Origin of the sequence: Sphingomonas sp., from assembly GCF_965200135.1 — a bacterium.
Lineage (GTDB): Bacteria > Pseudomonadota > Alphaproteobacteria > Sphingomonadales > Sphingomonadaceae > Sphingomonas.
In genome coordinates, this window is record NZ_CBDATK010000006.1 from 93,818 (window position 1) to 108,847 (window position 15,030).

At 68.3% G+C, this 15,030-nt stretch carries 14 protein-coding genes and 1 pseudogene; 13 read left to right on the plus strand and 2 right to left on the minus strand.

The features are described 5' to 3' along the window. Positions 1-71 precede the first annotated feature (71 nt). The 11 genes and pseudogenes from tsf to fabZ all read left to right on the plus strand — a co-directional run bounded on the left by tsf (position 72) and on the right by fabZ (position 12,914). Entirely contained in the window at positions 72-1,022 is a 951-nt protein-coding gene (gene tsf, locus ACOFKS_RS05080) for a translation elongation factor Ts (protein WP_419808163.1), read from the plus strand. 165 nt (positions 1,023-1,187) lie between these two features. Continuing rightward, positions 1,188-3,569: pseudogene (locus ACOFKS_RS05085) on the plus strand (TonB-dependent receptor). 81 nt (positions 3,570-3,650) lie between these two features. After that, positions 3,651-4,427: a UMP kinase gene (gene pyrH / locus ACOFKS_RS05090; RefSeq protein WP_419808164.1), complete on the plus strand. Its 777-nt coding sequence runs from the start codon at positions 3,651-3,653 to the stop codon at positions 4,425-4,427. Further along, entirely contained in the window at positions 4,427-4,984 is a 558-nt protein-coding gene (gene frr / locus ACOFKS_RS05095; RefSeq protein ID WP_419808165.1) for a ribosome recycling factor, read from the plus strand. Before pyrH ends, frr begins: the two co-directional genes overlap by 1 nt. Positions 4,985-5,013: 29 nt before the next feature. Continuing rightward, the gene (locus ACOFKS_RS05100) at positions 5,014-5,730 is read left to right on the plus strand and encodes an isoprenyl transferase (RefSeq protein WP_419808166.1); all 717 of its coding nucleotides are present in this window, start codon (positions 5,014-5,016) and stop codon (positions 5,728-5,730) included. Beyond that, positions 5,727-6,569 (plus strand): phosphatidate cytidylyltransferase, encoded by an 843-nt coding sequence (locus ACOFKS_RS05105; RefSeq protein WP_419808167.1) that lies wholly within the window; start codon positions 5,727-5,729, stop codon positions 6,567-6,569. Before ACOFKS_RS05100 ends, ACOFKS_RS05105 begins: the two co-directional genes overlap by 4 nt. Next, positions 6,566-7,720, plus strand: coding sequence for a 1-deoxy-D-xylulose-5-phosphate reductoisomerase (locus ACOFKS_RS05110; RefSeq protein ID WP_419808168.1), 1,155 nt, complete (start codon positions 6,566-6,568; stop codon positions 7,718-7,720). Before ACOFKS_RS05105 ends, ACOFKS_RS05110 begins: the two co-directional genes overlap by 4 nt. Beyond that, positions 7,717-8,841 carry a M50 family metallopeptidase gene (locus tag ACOFKS_RS05115; protein WP_419808169.1) on the plus strand — a complete coding sequence of 375 codons (1,125 nt, stop codon included), beginning with the start codon at positions 7,717-7,719 and terminating at the stop codon, positions 8,839-8,841. The genes ACOFKS_RS05110 and ACOFKS_RS05115 overlap by 4 nt, the downstream gene beginning before the upstream one ends. A gap of 148 nt (positions 8,842-8,989) precedes the next feature. After that, entirely contained in the window at positions 8,990-11,728 is a 2,739-nt protein-coding gene (bamA, locus tag ACOFKS_RS05120) for an outer membrane protein assembly factor BamA (protein WP_419808710.1), read from the plus strand. Then, a complete protein-coding gene (locus ACOFKS_RS05125) occupies positions 11,728-12,396 on the plus strand; it encodes an OmpH family outer membrane protein (RefSeq protein ID WP_419808170.1) in 669 nt (222 codons plus the stop codon). The genes bamA and ACOFKS_RS05125 overlap by 1 nt, the downstream gene beginning before the upstream one ends. Before the next feature lie 29 nt (positions 12,397-12,425). Next, positions 12,426-12,914, plus strand: coding sequence for a 3-hydroxyacyl-ACP dehydratase FabZ (gene fabZ, locus ACOFKS_RS05130; protein ID WP_419808711.1), 489 nt, complete (start codon positions 12,426-12,428; stop codon positions 12,912-12,914). On the opposite strand, the gene ACOFKS_RS05135 is transcribed toward fabZ, so the two are convergent. Beyond that, positions 12,880-13,302: a hypothetical protein gene (locus ACOFKS_RS05135; RefSeq protein ID WP_419808171.1), complete on the minus strand. Its 423-nt coding sequence runs from the start codon at positions 13,300-13,302 to the stop codon at positions 12,880-12,882. The genes fabZ and ACOFKS_RS05135 overlap by 35 nt on opposite strands. Before the next feature lie 134 nt (positions 13,303-13,436). Between ACOFKS_RS05135 and rpmE the strand changes: the two genes are divergently transcribed. Together rpmE and ACOFKS_RS05145 are read left to right on the plus strand one after the other, a co-directional pair. Next, positions 13,437-13,670, plus strand: a complete 234-nt coding sequence (rpmE, locus tag ACOFKS_RS05140) for a 50S ribosomal protein L31 (protein WP_419808172.1) — start codon at positions 13,437-13,439, stop codon at positions 13,668-13,670. A gap of 83 nt (positions 13,671-13,753) precedes the next feature. Next, positions 13,754-14,065, plus strand: coding sequence for a PilZ domain-containing protein (locus ACOFKS_RS05145; protein ID WP_419808173.1), 312 nt, complete (start codon positions 13,754-13,756; stop codon positions 14,063-14,065). 407 nt (positions 14,066-14,472) lie between these two features. On the opposite strand, the gene ACOFKS_RS05150 is transcribed toward ACOFKS_RS05145, so the two are convergent. Then, entirely contained in the window at positions 14,473-15,027 is a 555-nt protein-coding gene (locus ACOFKS_RS05150) for a DUF4337 family protein (protein ID WP_419808174.1), read from the minus strand. Positions 15,028-15,030: the final 3 nt, after the last annotated feature.

Here is a 15,030-nt window from a genome sequence, read left to right on the forward strand (position 1 = left end):
CACACGGGTGGGGCAGGGCCGGACGGCTCCGCTCCGCCCGTGTTCACGTTTCCGACTAGAGGATATTCGATATGGCCGACATTACGGCTTCGATGGTCAAGGACCTGCGCGAGAAGAGCGGCGCGGGCATGATGGATTGCAAGAAGGCGCTGAGCGAGACCGGCGGCGACATCGACGCCGCGATGGACTGGCTGCGCACCAAGGGGCTGGCGGCCGCGCAGAAGAAGTCGAGCCGCACCGCGGCCGAGGGGCTGGTCGGCGTCGCCGTGGCCGGCACGCGTGGGGCGGCGGTCGAGGTCAATTCGGAGACCGACTTCGTCGCCAAGAACCAGCAGTTCCAGGATTTCGTCCGCGAGGTAACCCAGATCGCGCTGGCGACCGGCGGTGATGTCGAGGCGCTGAAGGCGGAGGCGATGCCGTCGGGCACGACCGTCGCCGAAGTGCTGACCAACAACGTCGCCACGATCGGCGAGAATCAGTCGCTTCGCCGCGCGAAGTCGCTGGAAGTGAGCAAGGGCGCGGTGGTCAGCTATGTCCACAATCAGCAGTCGCCGGGGCTGGGCAAGATCGGCGTGCTGGTCGCGCTCGAGAGCGACGCGCCCGAGGGCGTTCTGCAGGACCTGGGCAAGCAGCTGGCGATGCACATCGCCGCCGCCTTTCCCAAGGCGCTGAACGAGGCGGACCTGGACGAGGCCGAGATCGAGCGCGAGCGCGCGATCGCGACCGAAAAGGCGGCCGACAGCGGCAAGCCCGCCGACATCATCGCCAAGATGGTCGAGGGCGGCATCGCCAAGTACCGCAAGGAGCACGCGCTGGTCAGCCAGCTGTTCGTGATGGACGGCAAGACCAAGATCAGCGACGTCGTCGCCAAGGCGGGCAAGGACGCCGGCGCGACGATCGTGCTCAAGGACTATGTCCGCTTCCAGCTTGGCGAGGGCATCGAGCGCGAGCAGAGCGACTTCGCCGCCGAGGTCGCCGCCGCGAGCGGCGTGCCGCAGAAGGACCCGCAGCCGACCGCGTGAGGTCCGCCGCCGGCAGCTGAACAGGGGGCGCTTTCCACCCGGAAAGCGCCCCTTTTCGTGTCCGGGCCGATCGTTCGCGGCGGCCGCCACAACTTCGTAACCGATCCGTCACCGCATTGACCCTTGCCCTGCCTAGGGCCCCCTTCGATCAAAGGGGAAAAGATCATGCTGACCAAGTTCGCGCTGCTCGCCGGCGTCGCCGCCGCGGGCCTGTCGATGCCGGCCTTCGCGCAGGAGGTGCTGCCCGCCGCCACCGCCGCTCCCGTCGAACAGACCGCGACCGATCAGACTGCGACCGACCAGCCGGTGCCAGACGCCAGCGGCGACGTCGTCGTGCTCGGCTTCGGCCAGAGCCGGCAGGTGCAGACCGTGACCGCGCTCGATCTGGAGCGGCTGACCCCCGGCACCTCGCCGTTGAAGGCGATCGCCAAGCTGCCCGGCGTCAATTTCCAGTCGTCGGATGCGTTCGGCGCCTATGAATGGTCGACGCGCATCAGCTTGCGCGGGTTCAACCAGAACCAGCTCGGCTTCACGCTCGATGGCGTGCCGCTGGGTGACATGAGCTACGGCAACGTCAACGGCCTGCACATCAGCCGCGCCAGCATCTCCGAAAACCTCGCCAGCACCACCGTCGCGCAGGGCGCCGGCTCGCTCGGCACCGCGTCGACCAGCAACCTGGGCGGCACGATCCAGTTCGTCAGCCGCGCGCCGTCGGACACCGCCGACCTGGTCGCATCGGGCACCTATGGCAGCGACGATACGATCCGCGCGTTCGTGCGCGCGGAGAGCGGCGATATCGGCGCCGGGCTGAAGGGCTATGTCAGCTATGGCTACCTGACCACCGACAAGTGGAAGGGCTATGGCAGCCAGCGCCAGCATCAGGTCAACGCCAGGGTAATGGAGGACCTTGGCGAGCGCGGCAGCATTACCGCCTTCGTCAATTTCTCCGACCGGCGCGAGGTCGACTATCAGGACCTCAGCTACGACATCATCCGCCGGCGCGGGCTGAACAACGACAATATCGGCGACAACTTCCCGCTCGCGGTCCAGATCGCGCAGGTCTACGCCAACCAGAACGCACGCGCCGCCAGCGCCACCGCCGCGCTGCCCTATCCGACGGCGGGGCTGGCGTTTCCGGCCGGGATCGGCACGGTCGACGACGTCTATTACGACGCGGCCGGCGTGCGTCGCGACTGGTTGGGCGGCGTGACGGTGGACGCGCGGCTGACGCCCGAGCTGTCGCTGCTGTCGACCACCTATTACCACCACAACAAGGGCCAGGGGTCGTGGATCACGCCCTATGTCGCGACCCCGGTGGGCGCGCCGAACGTCGACGGCACGCCGATCGCCAGCCCCGCGCCGCTCTCCTTCCGCACCACCGAATATTCGATCGATCGCGGCGGCAACCTGACGCGGCTGACGCTGGAGACCGGCGCCAACCGGCTGGAGGTCGGCGGCTGGTACGAGAGCAACAGCTTCAACCAGGCGCGTCGCTTCTACGGCATCGCGAACGGGACGACGTCGAACCGCCGCGCGATCGACTTCCAGTCCAACCCGTTCTTCACCCAGTGGGACGGCAAATACGACACCGAGACGCTGCAATATTTCGTCGCCGACACGCTGCATCTCGGCGCGCTGACGCTGAACGGCGGATGGAAAGGGATGCGCGTCCGCAACCAGGCCAATCTGCTGACCGGCACGCTGGTCAACGGCGGCATCGAGGCGCGGGACTGGTTCCTGCCGCAGGTCGGCGCGGTGCTCGGCCTGGGCCAGTGACTGGAGGTCTTCGCCAGCTACACGGAGAACATGCGCGCCTTCGTGTCGTCGGCCACCACCGGCCCGTTCGCGACGACGCAGGCCGGGTTCGACGCGATCCGCTCGACGCTGAAGCCGGAGACCTCGCGCACCGTCGAGGGCGGCGCCCGGCTGCGTGCCGGTGGGCTGCAGCTTTCGGCGGTCGGCTATTATGTCGACTTCTCCAACCGCCTGCTGACCTTCTCGAACGGCGCGGGGATCGTCGGCAACCCGCCGACGCTCAACAATGCCGGCGACGTCGAGAGCTATGGCGCCGAGCTGTCCGCCTTCTATCGCATCATGGGGTCGGTCAGCGCGTTCGCCAGCTATTCCTACAACCACGCGACCTATCAGGACGACGTCCGCAACGCGGCGGGCACCGTGCTGACCGCGACGCGCGGCCGCACCGTCGTCGATACGCCCGAGCACATGGCCAAGGGCGAGCTGGTCTATGACGACAGCCATTTCGTCGCGCGCGCCGGCGCGGACTATATGTCGCGGCGCTACTTCAGCTACCTGAACGATCAGTCGGTCGGCAGCCGCCTGCTGGTCGATGCCAGCATCGGCTATCGCTTCGGCGAGGGGCTCGGCTTCTTTCACGGGTTCGCGATTGAGGGCAGCGTCACCAACCTGACGGACAAGCGCTACATCTCGACGATCGGTTCGAACGGCTACACCGCCAGCGGCGACAACCAGACGCTGCTCGCGGGTGCGCCACGGCAGTGGTTCGTGACGCTGCGCCGGGGCTTCTGATCGCGCCGGCAGCGGCGGTGGGCGAGGGAGATTTGGTGCAGACCGTTGCCCTTGGGGCGAAGCCTGTATAGCCACCGCCGCATGTCGGATCGCCGTTTCAACCGTATCCTCCTGAAGCTGTCGGGCGAGGTCCTGATGGGCGGAGCCGCCCAAGGTTCCGGCGATCCGCAGGATCGTGGGAAAGGCGGCGGAGGGGAGGGTGGCCTGGCGATCGACCCCGCCGTCACCGCGCGCGTCGCGCAGGAGATCGCCGACGTGCGGGCGCAGGGCTATCAGCTCTGCATCGTCGTCGGCGGCGGCAACATCTTTCGCGGGCTGTCGGCGGCGGCGAAGGGCTTCGAGCGCGCGACCGCCGATTACATGGGCATGCTCGCGACGGTGATGAACGCGCTCGCGGTGCAGAACGCGCTGGAGCAGATCGGCGTCGAGACGCGGGTGCAGTCGGCGATCCCGATGGCGGCGGTGTGCGAGCCGTTCATCCGCCGCCGCGCCGAGCGCCATCTGGAAAAGGGCCGCGTCGTGATCTTCGCCGCCGGGGTCGGCTCGCCGTTCTTCACCACCGATTCGGGCGCGGCGCTGCGCGCGGCGGAGATGAAGTGCGATGCCCTGTTTAAGGGCACCAGCGTCGACGGCGTCTACGACGCCGACCCGAAGCAGGTCGCGACCGCGAAGCGTTACGACACGGTGACCTACGACCGTGTCCTCGCGGACAATCTGAAGGTCATGGATGCCAGCGCGATCGCGCTGTGCCGAGACAACAACATCCCGATCGTCGTCTTCAACATCCGCGAGCACGGCAATTTCGCCGCGGTGCTGGCGGGGGATGGCGTGTCGACGATTGTGAAGGGAGAGAGCTGATGCCCGCCTATGACAAGGCCGATCTGGAGCGCCGCATGACCGGCGCGGTCGAGGCGCTGAAGAGCGACCTCGGTGGCCTGCGGACGGGTCGCGCGTCGACCGCGCTGCTCGATCCGGTGACGGTCGAGGTCTATGGCAGCCACATGCCGCTCAATCAGGTGGCGACGGTGTCCGTGCCCGAGCCGCGGATGCTGTCGGTGCAGGTGTGGGACAAGACGAACGTCGGCCCGGTCGAAAAGGCGATCCGCTCGGCGGGGCTGGGGCTCAACCCGATCAACGACGGCAACAATCTGCGCCTGCCGATCCCCGACCTGACCGAGGAGCGGCGCAAGGAACTGGCCAAGCTGGCGGGGTCCTATTCCGAAAAGGCCAAGATCGCGGTCCGCAACGTCCGGCGCGACGGCATGGACGCACTCAAGACCGACGAGAAGAAGAACGTCTTCGGCGAGGACGAGCGCAAGCGCCACGAGACCGAGCTGCAGAAGCTCACCGACAAGACGGTCGCGGACATCGACACGGTGGCGAATGCCAAGGAAAAGGAAATCCTGGGCAAGTGACGGACGTCGCGTCCTCCAGGGATCGCTAGGTGGCGACCGCGCTCGCCCCCCGGCCCGATCCCGAGCTGATCCCCCGCCATGTCGCCATCATCATGGACGGCAACGGCCGCTGGGCGAAGCAGCGGCATCTGCCGCGCCTCGCCGGGCACAAGGCGGGGGTGGAGGCGGTGCGGCGCGTGACGCGCGCGGCGCGGGCGATGGGGATCGAGGCGCTGACGCTGTACGCGTTCAGCAGCGAGAACTGGCGGCGGCCCGAGAGCGAGGTCAGCGACCTGATGGGCCTGTTGCGCCTGTTCATCCGCGCCGACCTGGCCGAGCTGGTACGCGAGAACGTGCGGTTGCGGATCATCGGCGACTATCGCCGTTTCGCGCCCGATCTGGTGGCGATGGTCGACGACGCGGTGGCGCGGACGGCGCGCAACACCGGGCCGATCCTGGCGATCGCGCTCAACTACGGCGCGCAGGCGGAGCTGGCGGCGGTGGCGCGGCGGCTGGCGGAGCGCCTGCCGCCCGAACAGATCGACGAGGCGGCGATCGAGGCCGAGCTGGAGACGCGCGAGCTGCCGCCGCTGGACCTGCTGATCCGCTCGTCGGGCGAGCAGCGGCTGTCGAACTTCCTGTTGTGGCAGGCGGCCTATGCCGAGCTGCTGTTCGTCGACACGCTGTGGCCCGACTTCGACGAGGCGGCGCTGCGTGACGCGGTGGACGCCTTCGGACGGCGGCAGCGGCGCTACGGCGGACTGTGACGGCGGCGAAATCCGACCTGCCGGTCCGCGCCGCGGTCGGTGCCGCGCTGATCGTCGTCGCGCTGGCGGCGCTGTGGCTGGGCGGGTTCGCGTTCTGGCTGCTGCTCGCGCTGGCGGGGGTGCTGATGATGGGCGAGTGGGCCGATCTCCACCGCGCCCCGGCGCGCGCCAAACGACTGGCGCAGTTCGCGCTGTTCGTGCCGCTGGTGACGATGGCGCCGGCGTGGATCATCGGTGAGACGCGCGACTTCTTCACGCTCGGGCTGCTCGCGGGCGCGGCGTTCTTCGTGGTCATCGTCACGCGGCTGCCCCGGCTGGGGCTGGGCGTCCTCTATGCCGGCGTGCCGGTGCTGGGTCTGATCGTGATCCGGCGGCAGATCGGCGTCCTGCCGGTCGACGGGCATCGTTTCGTCGAGGGGCTGGTCTATGCGAGCTGGGCGCTGGCGCTGGTGTGGATGACCGACATCGGCGCGTATTTCAGCGGTCGTGCGATCGGCGGGCCGAAGCTGTGGCCGTCGGTCAGCCCCAACAAGACCTGGGCCGGGCTGATCGGCGGGGTGGCGGCGGCGAGCCTGTTCGGTGGCGCGATGCATGTCTTCGCCGGACTGCCGTTGCGGCTGACGCTCGCGACGCCGGCGCTGGCGGTGCTGGCGCAGGGCGGCGACCTGTACGAGAGCGCGCTCAAGCGGCGCGCCGGGGTCAAGGATTCGGGCACGCTGCTGCCCGGTCATGGCGGCGTCATGGACCGGCTCGACGGGCTGGTCCCGGTCGCGCCCCTCGCCGCCGTGCTGGTCGTGCTGCCGAGCATCCTGCGCTACGTCCACGCGCAGTTCGGATGAGGAGCGTCACCGTTCTCGGCGCGACCGGCTCGGTCGGCACCTCGACGCTCGACCTGGTCGAGCGCGAGCCGGAGCGGTTCAGTGTCCGCGCGCTGACCGCGAACCGCGACGTCGAGGGACTCGCCGCCGCCGCGCGGCGAACCCGCGCCGAGCTGGCGGTGGTCGCCGACGAGAGCTGCCTGCCCGCGCTGCGCGAGGCACTTGCCGGCACCTCGACCCGCGTCGCGGGCGGACGCGACGCGCTGATCGAGGCGGCGGCGGGGGCCGACTGGACGATGGCGGCGATCGTCGGCTGCGCGGGGCTGGAGCCGGTGATGGCGGCGATCGCGGGCGGCGGCACGGTGGTGCTCGCCAACAAGGAGCCGCTGGTGTCGGCGGGCGAGCTGGTCCTCGCGGCCGCGCGCGCGTCCGGCGCGACGCTGTTGCCGGCCGACAGCGAGCACAACGCGATCTTCCAATGCTTCGACTTCGACCGCCCCGACCGCGTCCGCCGCATCGTCCTGACCGGCAGCGGCGGGCCGTTCCGCGACTGGTCGTATGACGCCATGCGCGGCGTCACGCCCGATCAGGCGGTCGCGCACCCCAACTGGTCGATGGGCGCGAAGATCTCCGTCGACAGCGCCACCATGTTCAACAAGGGGCTGGAGCTGATCGAGGCGGCGCGGCTGTTCCCGGTGCCGCACGACCGGATCGAGGTGGTGATCCACCGCCAGTCGGTGATCCACAGCCTGGTCGATTATGTCGACGGCTCGATGCTGGCGCAGCTCGGCGCGTCCGACATGCGCGTGCCGATCGCGCATACGCTCGCCTGGCCCGATCGGATGGCGACGCCGATGCCCCCGCTCGATCTGGTGGCGCTCGGGCGGCTCGATTTCGAGGCACCCGACGAAACGCGCTTTCCGGCGCTGCGGCTGGCGCGTGAGGCGCTGACCGCGGGCGGGGCGCGACCCGCGATCCTCAACGCCGCCAACGAGGTGGCGGTGGCGGCGTTCCTGGCGGGGCGGATCGGCTTTCTTGAAATCGCCGCAATCGTCGCCGATACGCTCGATCGCTACGACCCGCCCGCGCCGGTGACGCTCGACGCGGTGCTCGCCGTCGATGCGGCGGCGAGGGTCCGAACGGTCGAGCGCATGAAGGATGGCGTGGCTTGATCGAATCCCCCGGCCTGCTGCTGACGATCGTGGCGTTCCTCGCCGTCATCGGGCCGCTCGTCTTCGTCCATGAGATGGGCCATTACTGGGCGGCGCGGGCGTGCGGGGTGAAGATCGACGCCTTTTCTATCGGCATGGGGCGAGAGATCGCGGGCTGGACCGACCGGCGGGGCACGCGGTGGAAGCTCGCCTGGCTGCCGATCGGCGGCTATGTCCGCTTCGCCGGCGACATGAACGCGGTCAGCCAGCCGACCGCCGAATGGCTGGCGCTGCCGGCGGCCGAGCGACAGCGGACGTTCCAGGCCAAGCCGGTGTGGCAGCGCGCGTTCATCGTCGCGGCGGGGCCGGCGGTGAACTTCGTCGCGGCGCTGCTGATCCTCGCCGGCTTTGCGATGGCCTATGGCGAGATGCGGATCGCGCCGGTGGTGGATCAGGTGCAGGCGGGCAGCGCGGCGCAGGCGGCGGGCCTGGCGCCGGGCGATCGCATCGTTGCGGTCGACGGCACGGCTGTCTCGCGCTTCGACGACATCGGCCGCGCGGTGATGCTGCGCGGCGGCGAGCGGCTGCGGATCGACTACGACCGCGCCGGACAACGGCAGAGCACGACGGCGCTGGTCCGCGCGGTCGAGGAGAAGGACGAGTTCGGCAACAAGACGCCGATCGGTCGGCTTGGGATCATCGCTTCACGCACGGAGGTGACGCCCGTCCCGTGGTACGATGCGCCCGGCGTCGCGGTGCGGCAGGTCGGCGTGGTCGTGTCGATGACGGTCACCGCTTTAAAGCGCGTCGTCACCGGCCGCACGCCGCTGTCGGTGCTGCACGGCCCGGTCGGCACCGCGAAGATGGCGGGCGAGCAGTTGACCGTGGGATGGACGCAATTCGTATTCTTCGTGGCGCTGGTCTCCATCAATCTCGGGTTCATCAACCTGCTGCCAGTCCCGATGCTGGATGGCGGCCACCTGTTCTTCTACGCGATCGAGGCGGTGCGGCGGCGGCCGGTGCGGCCGGAGGCGATGGAATGGGCGTATCGCGGCGGGCTGGCGGCGCTGCTCGCGCTGATGGTGCTGGTGACGTTCAACGATCTGGGGGCGGTCGGCGTGTGGCAGCGGCTGTTCGGCTGAGCCTCCTGATCGGCCGGGTTGATCGAAATTACGGGATAGGGCAGGGGCGCGCGTGGGCGCGACAGGGTTGGTTTCTCGCGGGTTGGGGTTTGTAGTGGTAGTTTCGAAGCTCTGTTCGCGTCGTTCCCGGTCGCTCGGCATCCTGTTGATGGGCAGCACGGTGCTCGCCAGCGTTCCGGCGATGGCGCTCGCCCAAGGTGGACGTCCGCCGCAGCGTGGCCGGGGTGGCCCGCCGCCCGGCGCGCGTCCCGGCGGTGTCGCTCCCAATGCCCGTGCGGAGGCGCTGCCCGCGCCGCAGCCCGCCGCCGCGGCCGCCGTCACCGATCCCAACGCGAAGATCATCAAGACGCTGCGGGTCGAAGGCTCGCAACGGATCGAGCCGGAGACGGTGCTCTCCTACACCCGCCTCCGCATCGGCGTGCCGTACACCGCCGAGACGCTGGATCAGGCGCTGAAGGACCTGCAAGCGTCCGATCTGTTCGCCGACTTCTCGATCTCCGGCGTCGAGAGCGGCGACATCGTGCTCCGCGTGCGCGAGAACCCGATCATCAACCGCGTGATCTTCGAAGGCAATCGCGCGATCAAGACCGACAAGATCACCAAGGAGGTGAAGCTCGCGCCGCGGCAGATCTTCACCCGCTCCGCCGTCCGCCAGGACGTGGCACGGATCATCGAGCTCTATCGCCGCCAGGGCCGCTTCGCCGCGGTGGTCGAGCCCAAGATGGTCAACCTCGACCAGAACCGCGTCGACGTCGTGTTCGAGGTGACGGAGGGATCGAAGTCCAAGGTCCGCCAGATCAACATCATCGGCAACACCGTCTTTTCCGACGACACGCTGCGTGGTCAGATGGCGACCAAGCAGGCACGCCTGTTCCGTCTGCTGTCGTCGGGCACCAGCTACGACCAGGACCGGCTCAACTACGACCAGCAGAAGCTGCGCCAGTTCTACCTGACCAACGGCTATGCCGATTTCCGCGTCGTCTCCGCCGTCGCCGAGCTGACGCCGGACAAGAAGGACTTCATCATCACCTATGTGGTGGAGGAGGGGCAGCGCTACAAATTCGGCGACGTCACCGTCGACAGCGAGATTCGCGATTTCGACAATACCCGCCTCGCCTCGACGCTGCCGGTCAAGAAGGGCGACTGGTACAACGCCAAGCAGGTCGAGGATTCGATCGATCAGCTGAGCGAGGCGGCCGGCCTGTTCGGCTATGCCTTCACCGACGTCAGTCCGGACTATACGCCGGATCGCGAACACCTGACAATGACGATCAACTTCCACATCGCACAGGCGCAGCGCACCTATGTGGAACGCGTCGAGATCAACGGCAACACGCAGACGCAGGACAAGGTGGTCCGCCGCGAAGTCCGGCTGGCGGAGGGCGACGCCTTCAACAGCTTCCAGGTCAAGCGCTCGCAGGATCGCATCAACTCGCTCGGCTATTTCCAGGACAAGTTCGAGATCAAGCAGACGCCGGGGTCCGCACCGGACCGCGTCGTGCTGGAGGCGAACCTCGAGGAGAAGTCGACCGGCGAGCTGCAGCTGTCGGCGGGCTATTCCAGCCTGGAGAAGTTCATCATCCAGGCGAACATCACCCAGCGCAACTTCCGCGGCAAGGGCCAGGAGCTGCGCGCCGGCGTCAATTACTCCAGCTACTCGAAGTCGATCGAACTCGGCTTCACCGAACCGTATCTGTTCGACCGCAACATCGCGGTCGGCGTCGACCTGTTCCGGCGCGACTACAATGCGTTCAACTTCGTCGGCACGCAGCGCCAGACCACCTATTCGCAGGTATCGACCGGGTTTCAAATCCGCGCGGGCGTCCCGCTGACCGAATATTGGTCGCTGTCGGGACGGTACGGACTATCCTATGACGAGGTCGGGCTGGACCGGTCGAGCTACTTCACCAACGGTCAGTGCGATCCGCTCAAGGCGGGCCGCTATCTTTGCGAGGCGCTGGGCAACCGCTACACCTCGTCGGTCGGCTTCTCGATCATCAACGACAGCCTCAACAGTCGCCTGCGTCCGTCGGCCGGGTCGCGTTACACCTTCGGTCTCGACTTCGCCGGGCTGGGTGGCGACGTTCGCTATGTCCGCGCGCAGACCAACTTCGCGAAATACCAGAACCTCGGCAGCGGCTTCATCGGCTCGATCAATGCCGAGGGCGGCTGGATTCGGTCGTTGGAGCGGAGCCGGGGCCTCGGCGTCGACCGGGTCCGCATCACCGACCGCTTCTACCTCGGCGAGCCGCAGTTCCGCGGCTTCGACATCCGCGGCGTCGGACCGCGCGTCCAGCGCGTGCCCTACACCACCAATGCGTCCGGCGCGCAGATCCTGGAGACGAACCGCGATCAGATCGTCGACGACTCGCTCGGCGGCCGCGCCTATTATCTGGCGCGGCTCGAGATCGAGCTGCCGCTCGGCTCGGGCGCGCGCGAACTGGGACTGCGGCCCTCGGTCTATCTGCAGGCGGGCAGCCTGTTCGGGATCACCCGGCCACAGCCCACGGCGGTGTTCCCGGTCGTGAACGGGGTAGTCCAGCCGCTCATCACGCCGATCCTCACGACCGACGGCCAGCCGCTCTACATCGTGCCGGCTGCCGACACGACCAATGCGGGGCTGCTGACCACCTGTCCGACCGGCTTCTCGTCGACGCTGGGCGGCGCGTGTACGGGCACCTCGGTCAACACCACCTATGCCAGCACCACCAGCCCGTTCCTGGAGCGGTTCCTCGGCAGCTCCGCGACGCCGCGCGTGTCGATCGGCGTCGGGGTCAACTGGAACTCGCCCTTCGGCCCCTTGCGGATCGACGTCGCCAAGGCGCTGCTCTCCCAACCCGGCGACGACCGGAAGCTCATCACCTTCAACGTAGGAACCCAGTTCTGATGACCAAGCTCGCCAAGCTCATGCTCGCCGGCGCTCTCGCCGTGCCCGCCGCTCTCACCGTCACCCCCGCGCAGGCGCAGGTCGGCGGCATCGCCGTCGCCGACGTGCAGGGCGCGATCGCCAACACCAAGGCGTGGCAGGCCGCGCGCACGCAGATCCAGGCCACCTACGCCACCCAGCTGAGCCAGGCCGAGACGCGCAGCCGCGCGATCCAGGCCGAGCTGCAGCCGCTGGTGACGCAGTTCCAGGCCGCGCAGAACACGCCGAACCCCAACCAGCAGGCGCTCGCCACCCAGTATCAGGCGATCCAGGCCAAGCAGCAGGCCGGACAGGCTGAGATCGGCCGCATCACCGCGCCGGCCGAGCGCGCGCAGGCCTATGCGATCGAACAGATCCAGGGCCATCTGCAGGAAGCGGTCCAGGCCGTCGTCCGTGCGAAGAACGTCAGCCTGCTCGTGTCGCCGCAGGCGGTGCTGTTCGCGCAGCCGACCGCCGACGTGACCCCGGCGATCACGACCGAGCTCGACCGCGTCGTTCCGACCGTCGGCACCACGCCGCCCGCCGGCTGGCAGCCGGGCCGTCAGGGCGCCGCCGCCGGTGCCCCGGCCGCAGCGGGGACGACGCCCGCACCCGCGACGACCCCACGCCGGAACACCGGCGGCCGGTGATCGAGCCGCGGAACCGGTCGGGCGAGAACATGGCGGGGGAGGGCGCACCCGCCCCCGACCGGGTCATGCCGGACACGCTCGATATCGGGCGGGTCATGGCGGCGCTGCCGCACCGTTATCCCATGCTCCTCGTCGATCGCGTCGAGGAGCTGGTCCGTGACGAGCGCATCGTCGCGGTCAAGGCGGTGACGATCAACGAGCAGTTCTTCCAGGGCCATTTCCCCGGTCGCCCGATCATGCCCGGCGTTCTTCAGGTCGAGGCGCTGGCGCAGGCGGCGGGCGTGCTCGCGGTCGAAAGCCTCGGCCTCGCCGGGTCGGGCAAGCTGGTCTATTTCATGTCGATCGACGGCGTGAAGTTCCGCAAGCCGGTCGAACCCGGTGTCCTGCTGCGTCTGGAGGTCCGCTTTCTCCACAAGCGATCGCGGGTCTGCAAGTTCGCCGGTCGTGCCATGCTCGACGGCGAGGTCGCTACCGAATGCGAATTCACCGCGATGATCGCAGACCCGCCGGCGAGCTGACGGCCGCTGACGGCTGAACGCTGCGGGGCGCAGGTGGCGGACCTTCGGTCGATACCGGTGGGGGTAGCGGCGCACCCGCCAGCGTGATCGTCGGCGGCTGGACAGGCGCGGGTCTGGTCGCATGGTGGTTCGGCCCGTGCCCCGCCATCGCCGGCGAGGCCGACGCGACCAGCGCCGCCGCTGCCAACGCAGACGTTACCGGCACCCGATAGCTGACGCACACCTCCGTCTCGTCACAGCGGCGCAGCAGCGCCAGACGCTCGGCGTCGGTCCAGTCGGTGATGTCGTGGACCTGCTGTTTGCACATTCGGCAAAAGCTGCCCTCCATCACGGCGGACAGGTTCGCCTGATAGGGACAGGGACGACGGAAGGACGGCAGGAACGGCATGGGAAACCTCCGAACTAAGGAAGATATATCATCACGTTTCTGGCACGGCAAGAGGTTGTCGGGGCGCGCGACCTCTGCTAGGCGCGCGCCTTCTCTTCGGGCTGGTCGGAACCAGCCGTTCCAGGAGCTTACCCATGAAGGCCGAAATCCACCCCGACTATCACACCATCAAGGTGCAGATGACCGACGGCTCCGTGTTCGAGACGCGCTCCACCTGGGGCAAGGAAGGCGACACGATGACGCTCGACATCGATCCGCTGGCGCATCCGGCGTGGACCGGCGGCCGTGGCTCGATGCTCGATACCGGCGGGCAGGTCGCGCGCTTCAACAAGCGCTTCGGTGGCGGGCTGACGCTGAAGGGTCGCTGAAGCCGTGGGCGGTGTTCCGCAGCTCTTCGGAGCAGGCAAACACCGCTAACGAGGCGTTTACCATCGGCGCGTAGGCTCACGCCATGTTCGCTGCCGAATTCGAACCCGCCATGATGACAAGCCGGCGTCGCGCACCCCGCGCGCCGGTGTCGCTCGATGCCAAACTCGGTCGCGGAGGACTCGGCCGCGCGTTGTGCAAGGTGATCGACCTGTCGATGCATGGCGCGCGGCTCCAGACCTATTCGCCGATGAAGAAGGGCAGCGCGATCTGGCTGACCCTGCCCGGCTGCGCGCCCGTGTCGGCGGACGTGACCTGGGCGGACGACTTCGTGGCGGGCTGCCGGTTCCATACCGCACTCAGCGCGGAGCGGTTCGGAGAGCTGGCGATCCCCTGACGACGCCGCCCGCTGCGCGTCGGACAGGGTGTCCGTCGTGATTGTGCTGATCAACGGCGAATTCTGCGGGCTCTTGGCTTTGCCGGTCTCGCTCGATATCCCGAAGTAGAAAATGTGCTTTTGACAGGCGCTATAGTCTCAGCGCGCAGCCACGGTCGCCGCGCTTGCCACCAGAGAGGCTGAGCTTTGTACGGGCAAGGCGTCCATCCAGCTGACCGCGCCGTTGTAGGTTTGCCGCTGCCAGGCTGAGTAATCAAGTAACCGCGCCCGCTGCAATGTAGGACAACAGTGGGAAGCCGCCCGGCAGCTACTGGGCGCTGAGCAAACGTAAGCGGCCCTTCGTTCAGGCGGCGGAAGAAAGAGCGTGACCGGCTGCTGGTGGTGAAAAGCGGCCGGTCTGCTTAAACTTAGCCGAGCACGCCCGACAGCACGGCCGGGTGGAATGCCCAACCCATAAAGCCGCACAGTCCTAGAAACACGGCGCCCGCCGCGAAGCTCCAGCCGGCGATCAGCAGTGCGAAAGTGTCGACCAGCGCGGCCATCGCCGCCAGCGAAATCGCCGTGGAGCCCAGGGCTTCGGCGGCGTCGAACTGGTCGTCGTGCACGTTCAACGCTTCATACGCCGCTGCGAAATCCTTCGCCTGCCGAGCCAGAGCGGGCGCTTCGACACGGTATTTGGCGATGTCGCTGTCCAGCGGCCTCAGCGCGGCGGCGGCGCGCGGACCGGTGGCGATCGCTGCGATCTCCAGCCGCGCCGTCTCGGCAACACGCAGCTTGGTCTTGTCCGCCTGATACTCTCCCCATCGGTCGACGGCGTCCGCCTGCGCCTGCTGCATCGCCTGGACGATGTTGCCGTCCTTGATGTTGCACAGCCCCGCCCACACGGCGAGCGCCATCACCGTGACCGCGACGCGGCGGTTCAGCCGGCGGTCCTTGGCTTCCGCGCTCATCTCCAGCTCCATCAG

What these genes read in the sequence shown, in the direction of transcription:
- tsf (WP_419808163.1), top strand. Translation starts at nt 72, where the DNA reads ATGGCCGACATTACGGCTTCGATGGTCAAGGACCTGCGCGAGAAGAGC.
- pyrH (WP_419808164.1), top strand. Translation starts at nt 3,651, where the DNA reads ATGTCGGATCGCCGTTTCAACCGTATCCTCCTGAAGCTGTCGGGCGAG.
- frr (WP_419808165.1), top strand. Translation starts at nt 4,427, where the DNA reads ATGCCCGCCTATGACAAGGCCGATCTGGAGCGCCGCATGACCGGCGCG.
- ACOFKS_RS05110 (WP_419808168.1), top strand. Translation starts at nt 6,566, where the DNA reads ATGAGGAGCGTCACCGTTCTCGGCGCGACCGGCTCGGTCGGCACCTCG.
- bamA (WP_419808710.1), top strand. Translation starts at nt 8,990, where the DNA reads ATGGGCAGCACGGTGCTCGCCAGCGTTCCGGCGATGGCGCTCGCCCAA.
- ACOFKS_RS05125 (WP_419808170.1), top strand. Translation starts at nt 11,728, where the DNA reads ATGACCAAGCTCGCCAAGCTCATGCTCGCCGGCGCTCTCGCCGTGCCC.
- fabZ (WP_419808711.1), top strand. Translation starts at nt 12,426, where the DNA reads ATGGCGGGGGAGGGCGCACCCGCCCCCGACCGGGTCATGCCGGACACG.
- ACOFKS_RS05135 (WP_419808171.1), bottom strand. Translation starts at nt 13,302, where the DNA reads ATGCCGTTCCTGCCGTCCTTCCGTCGTCCCTGTCCCTATCAGGCGAAC.
- rpmE (WP_419808172.1), top strand. Translation starts at nt 13,437, where the DNA reads ATGAAGGCCGAAATCCACCCCGACTATCACACCATCAAGGTGCAGATG.
- ACOFKS_RS05145 (WP_419808173.1), top strand. Translation starts at nt 13,754, where the DNA reads ATGTTCGCTGCCGAATTCGAACCCGCCATGATGACAAGCCGGCGTCGC.
- ACOFKS_RS05150 (WP_419808174.1), bottom strand. Translation starts at nt 15,027, where the DNA reads ATGGAGCTGGAGATGAGCGCGGAAGCCAAGGACCGCCGGCTGAACCGC.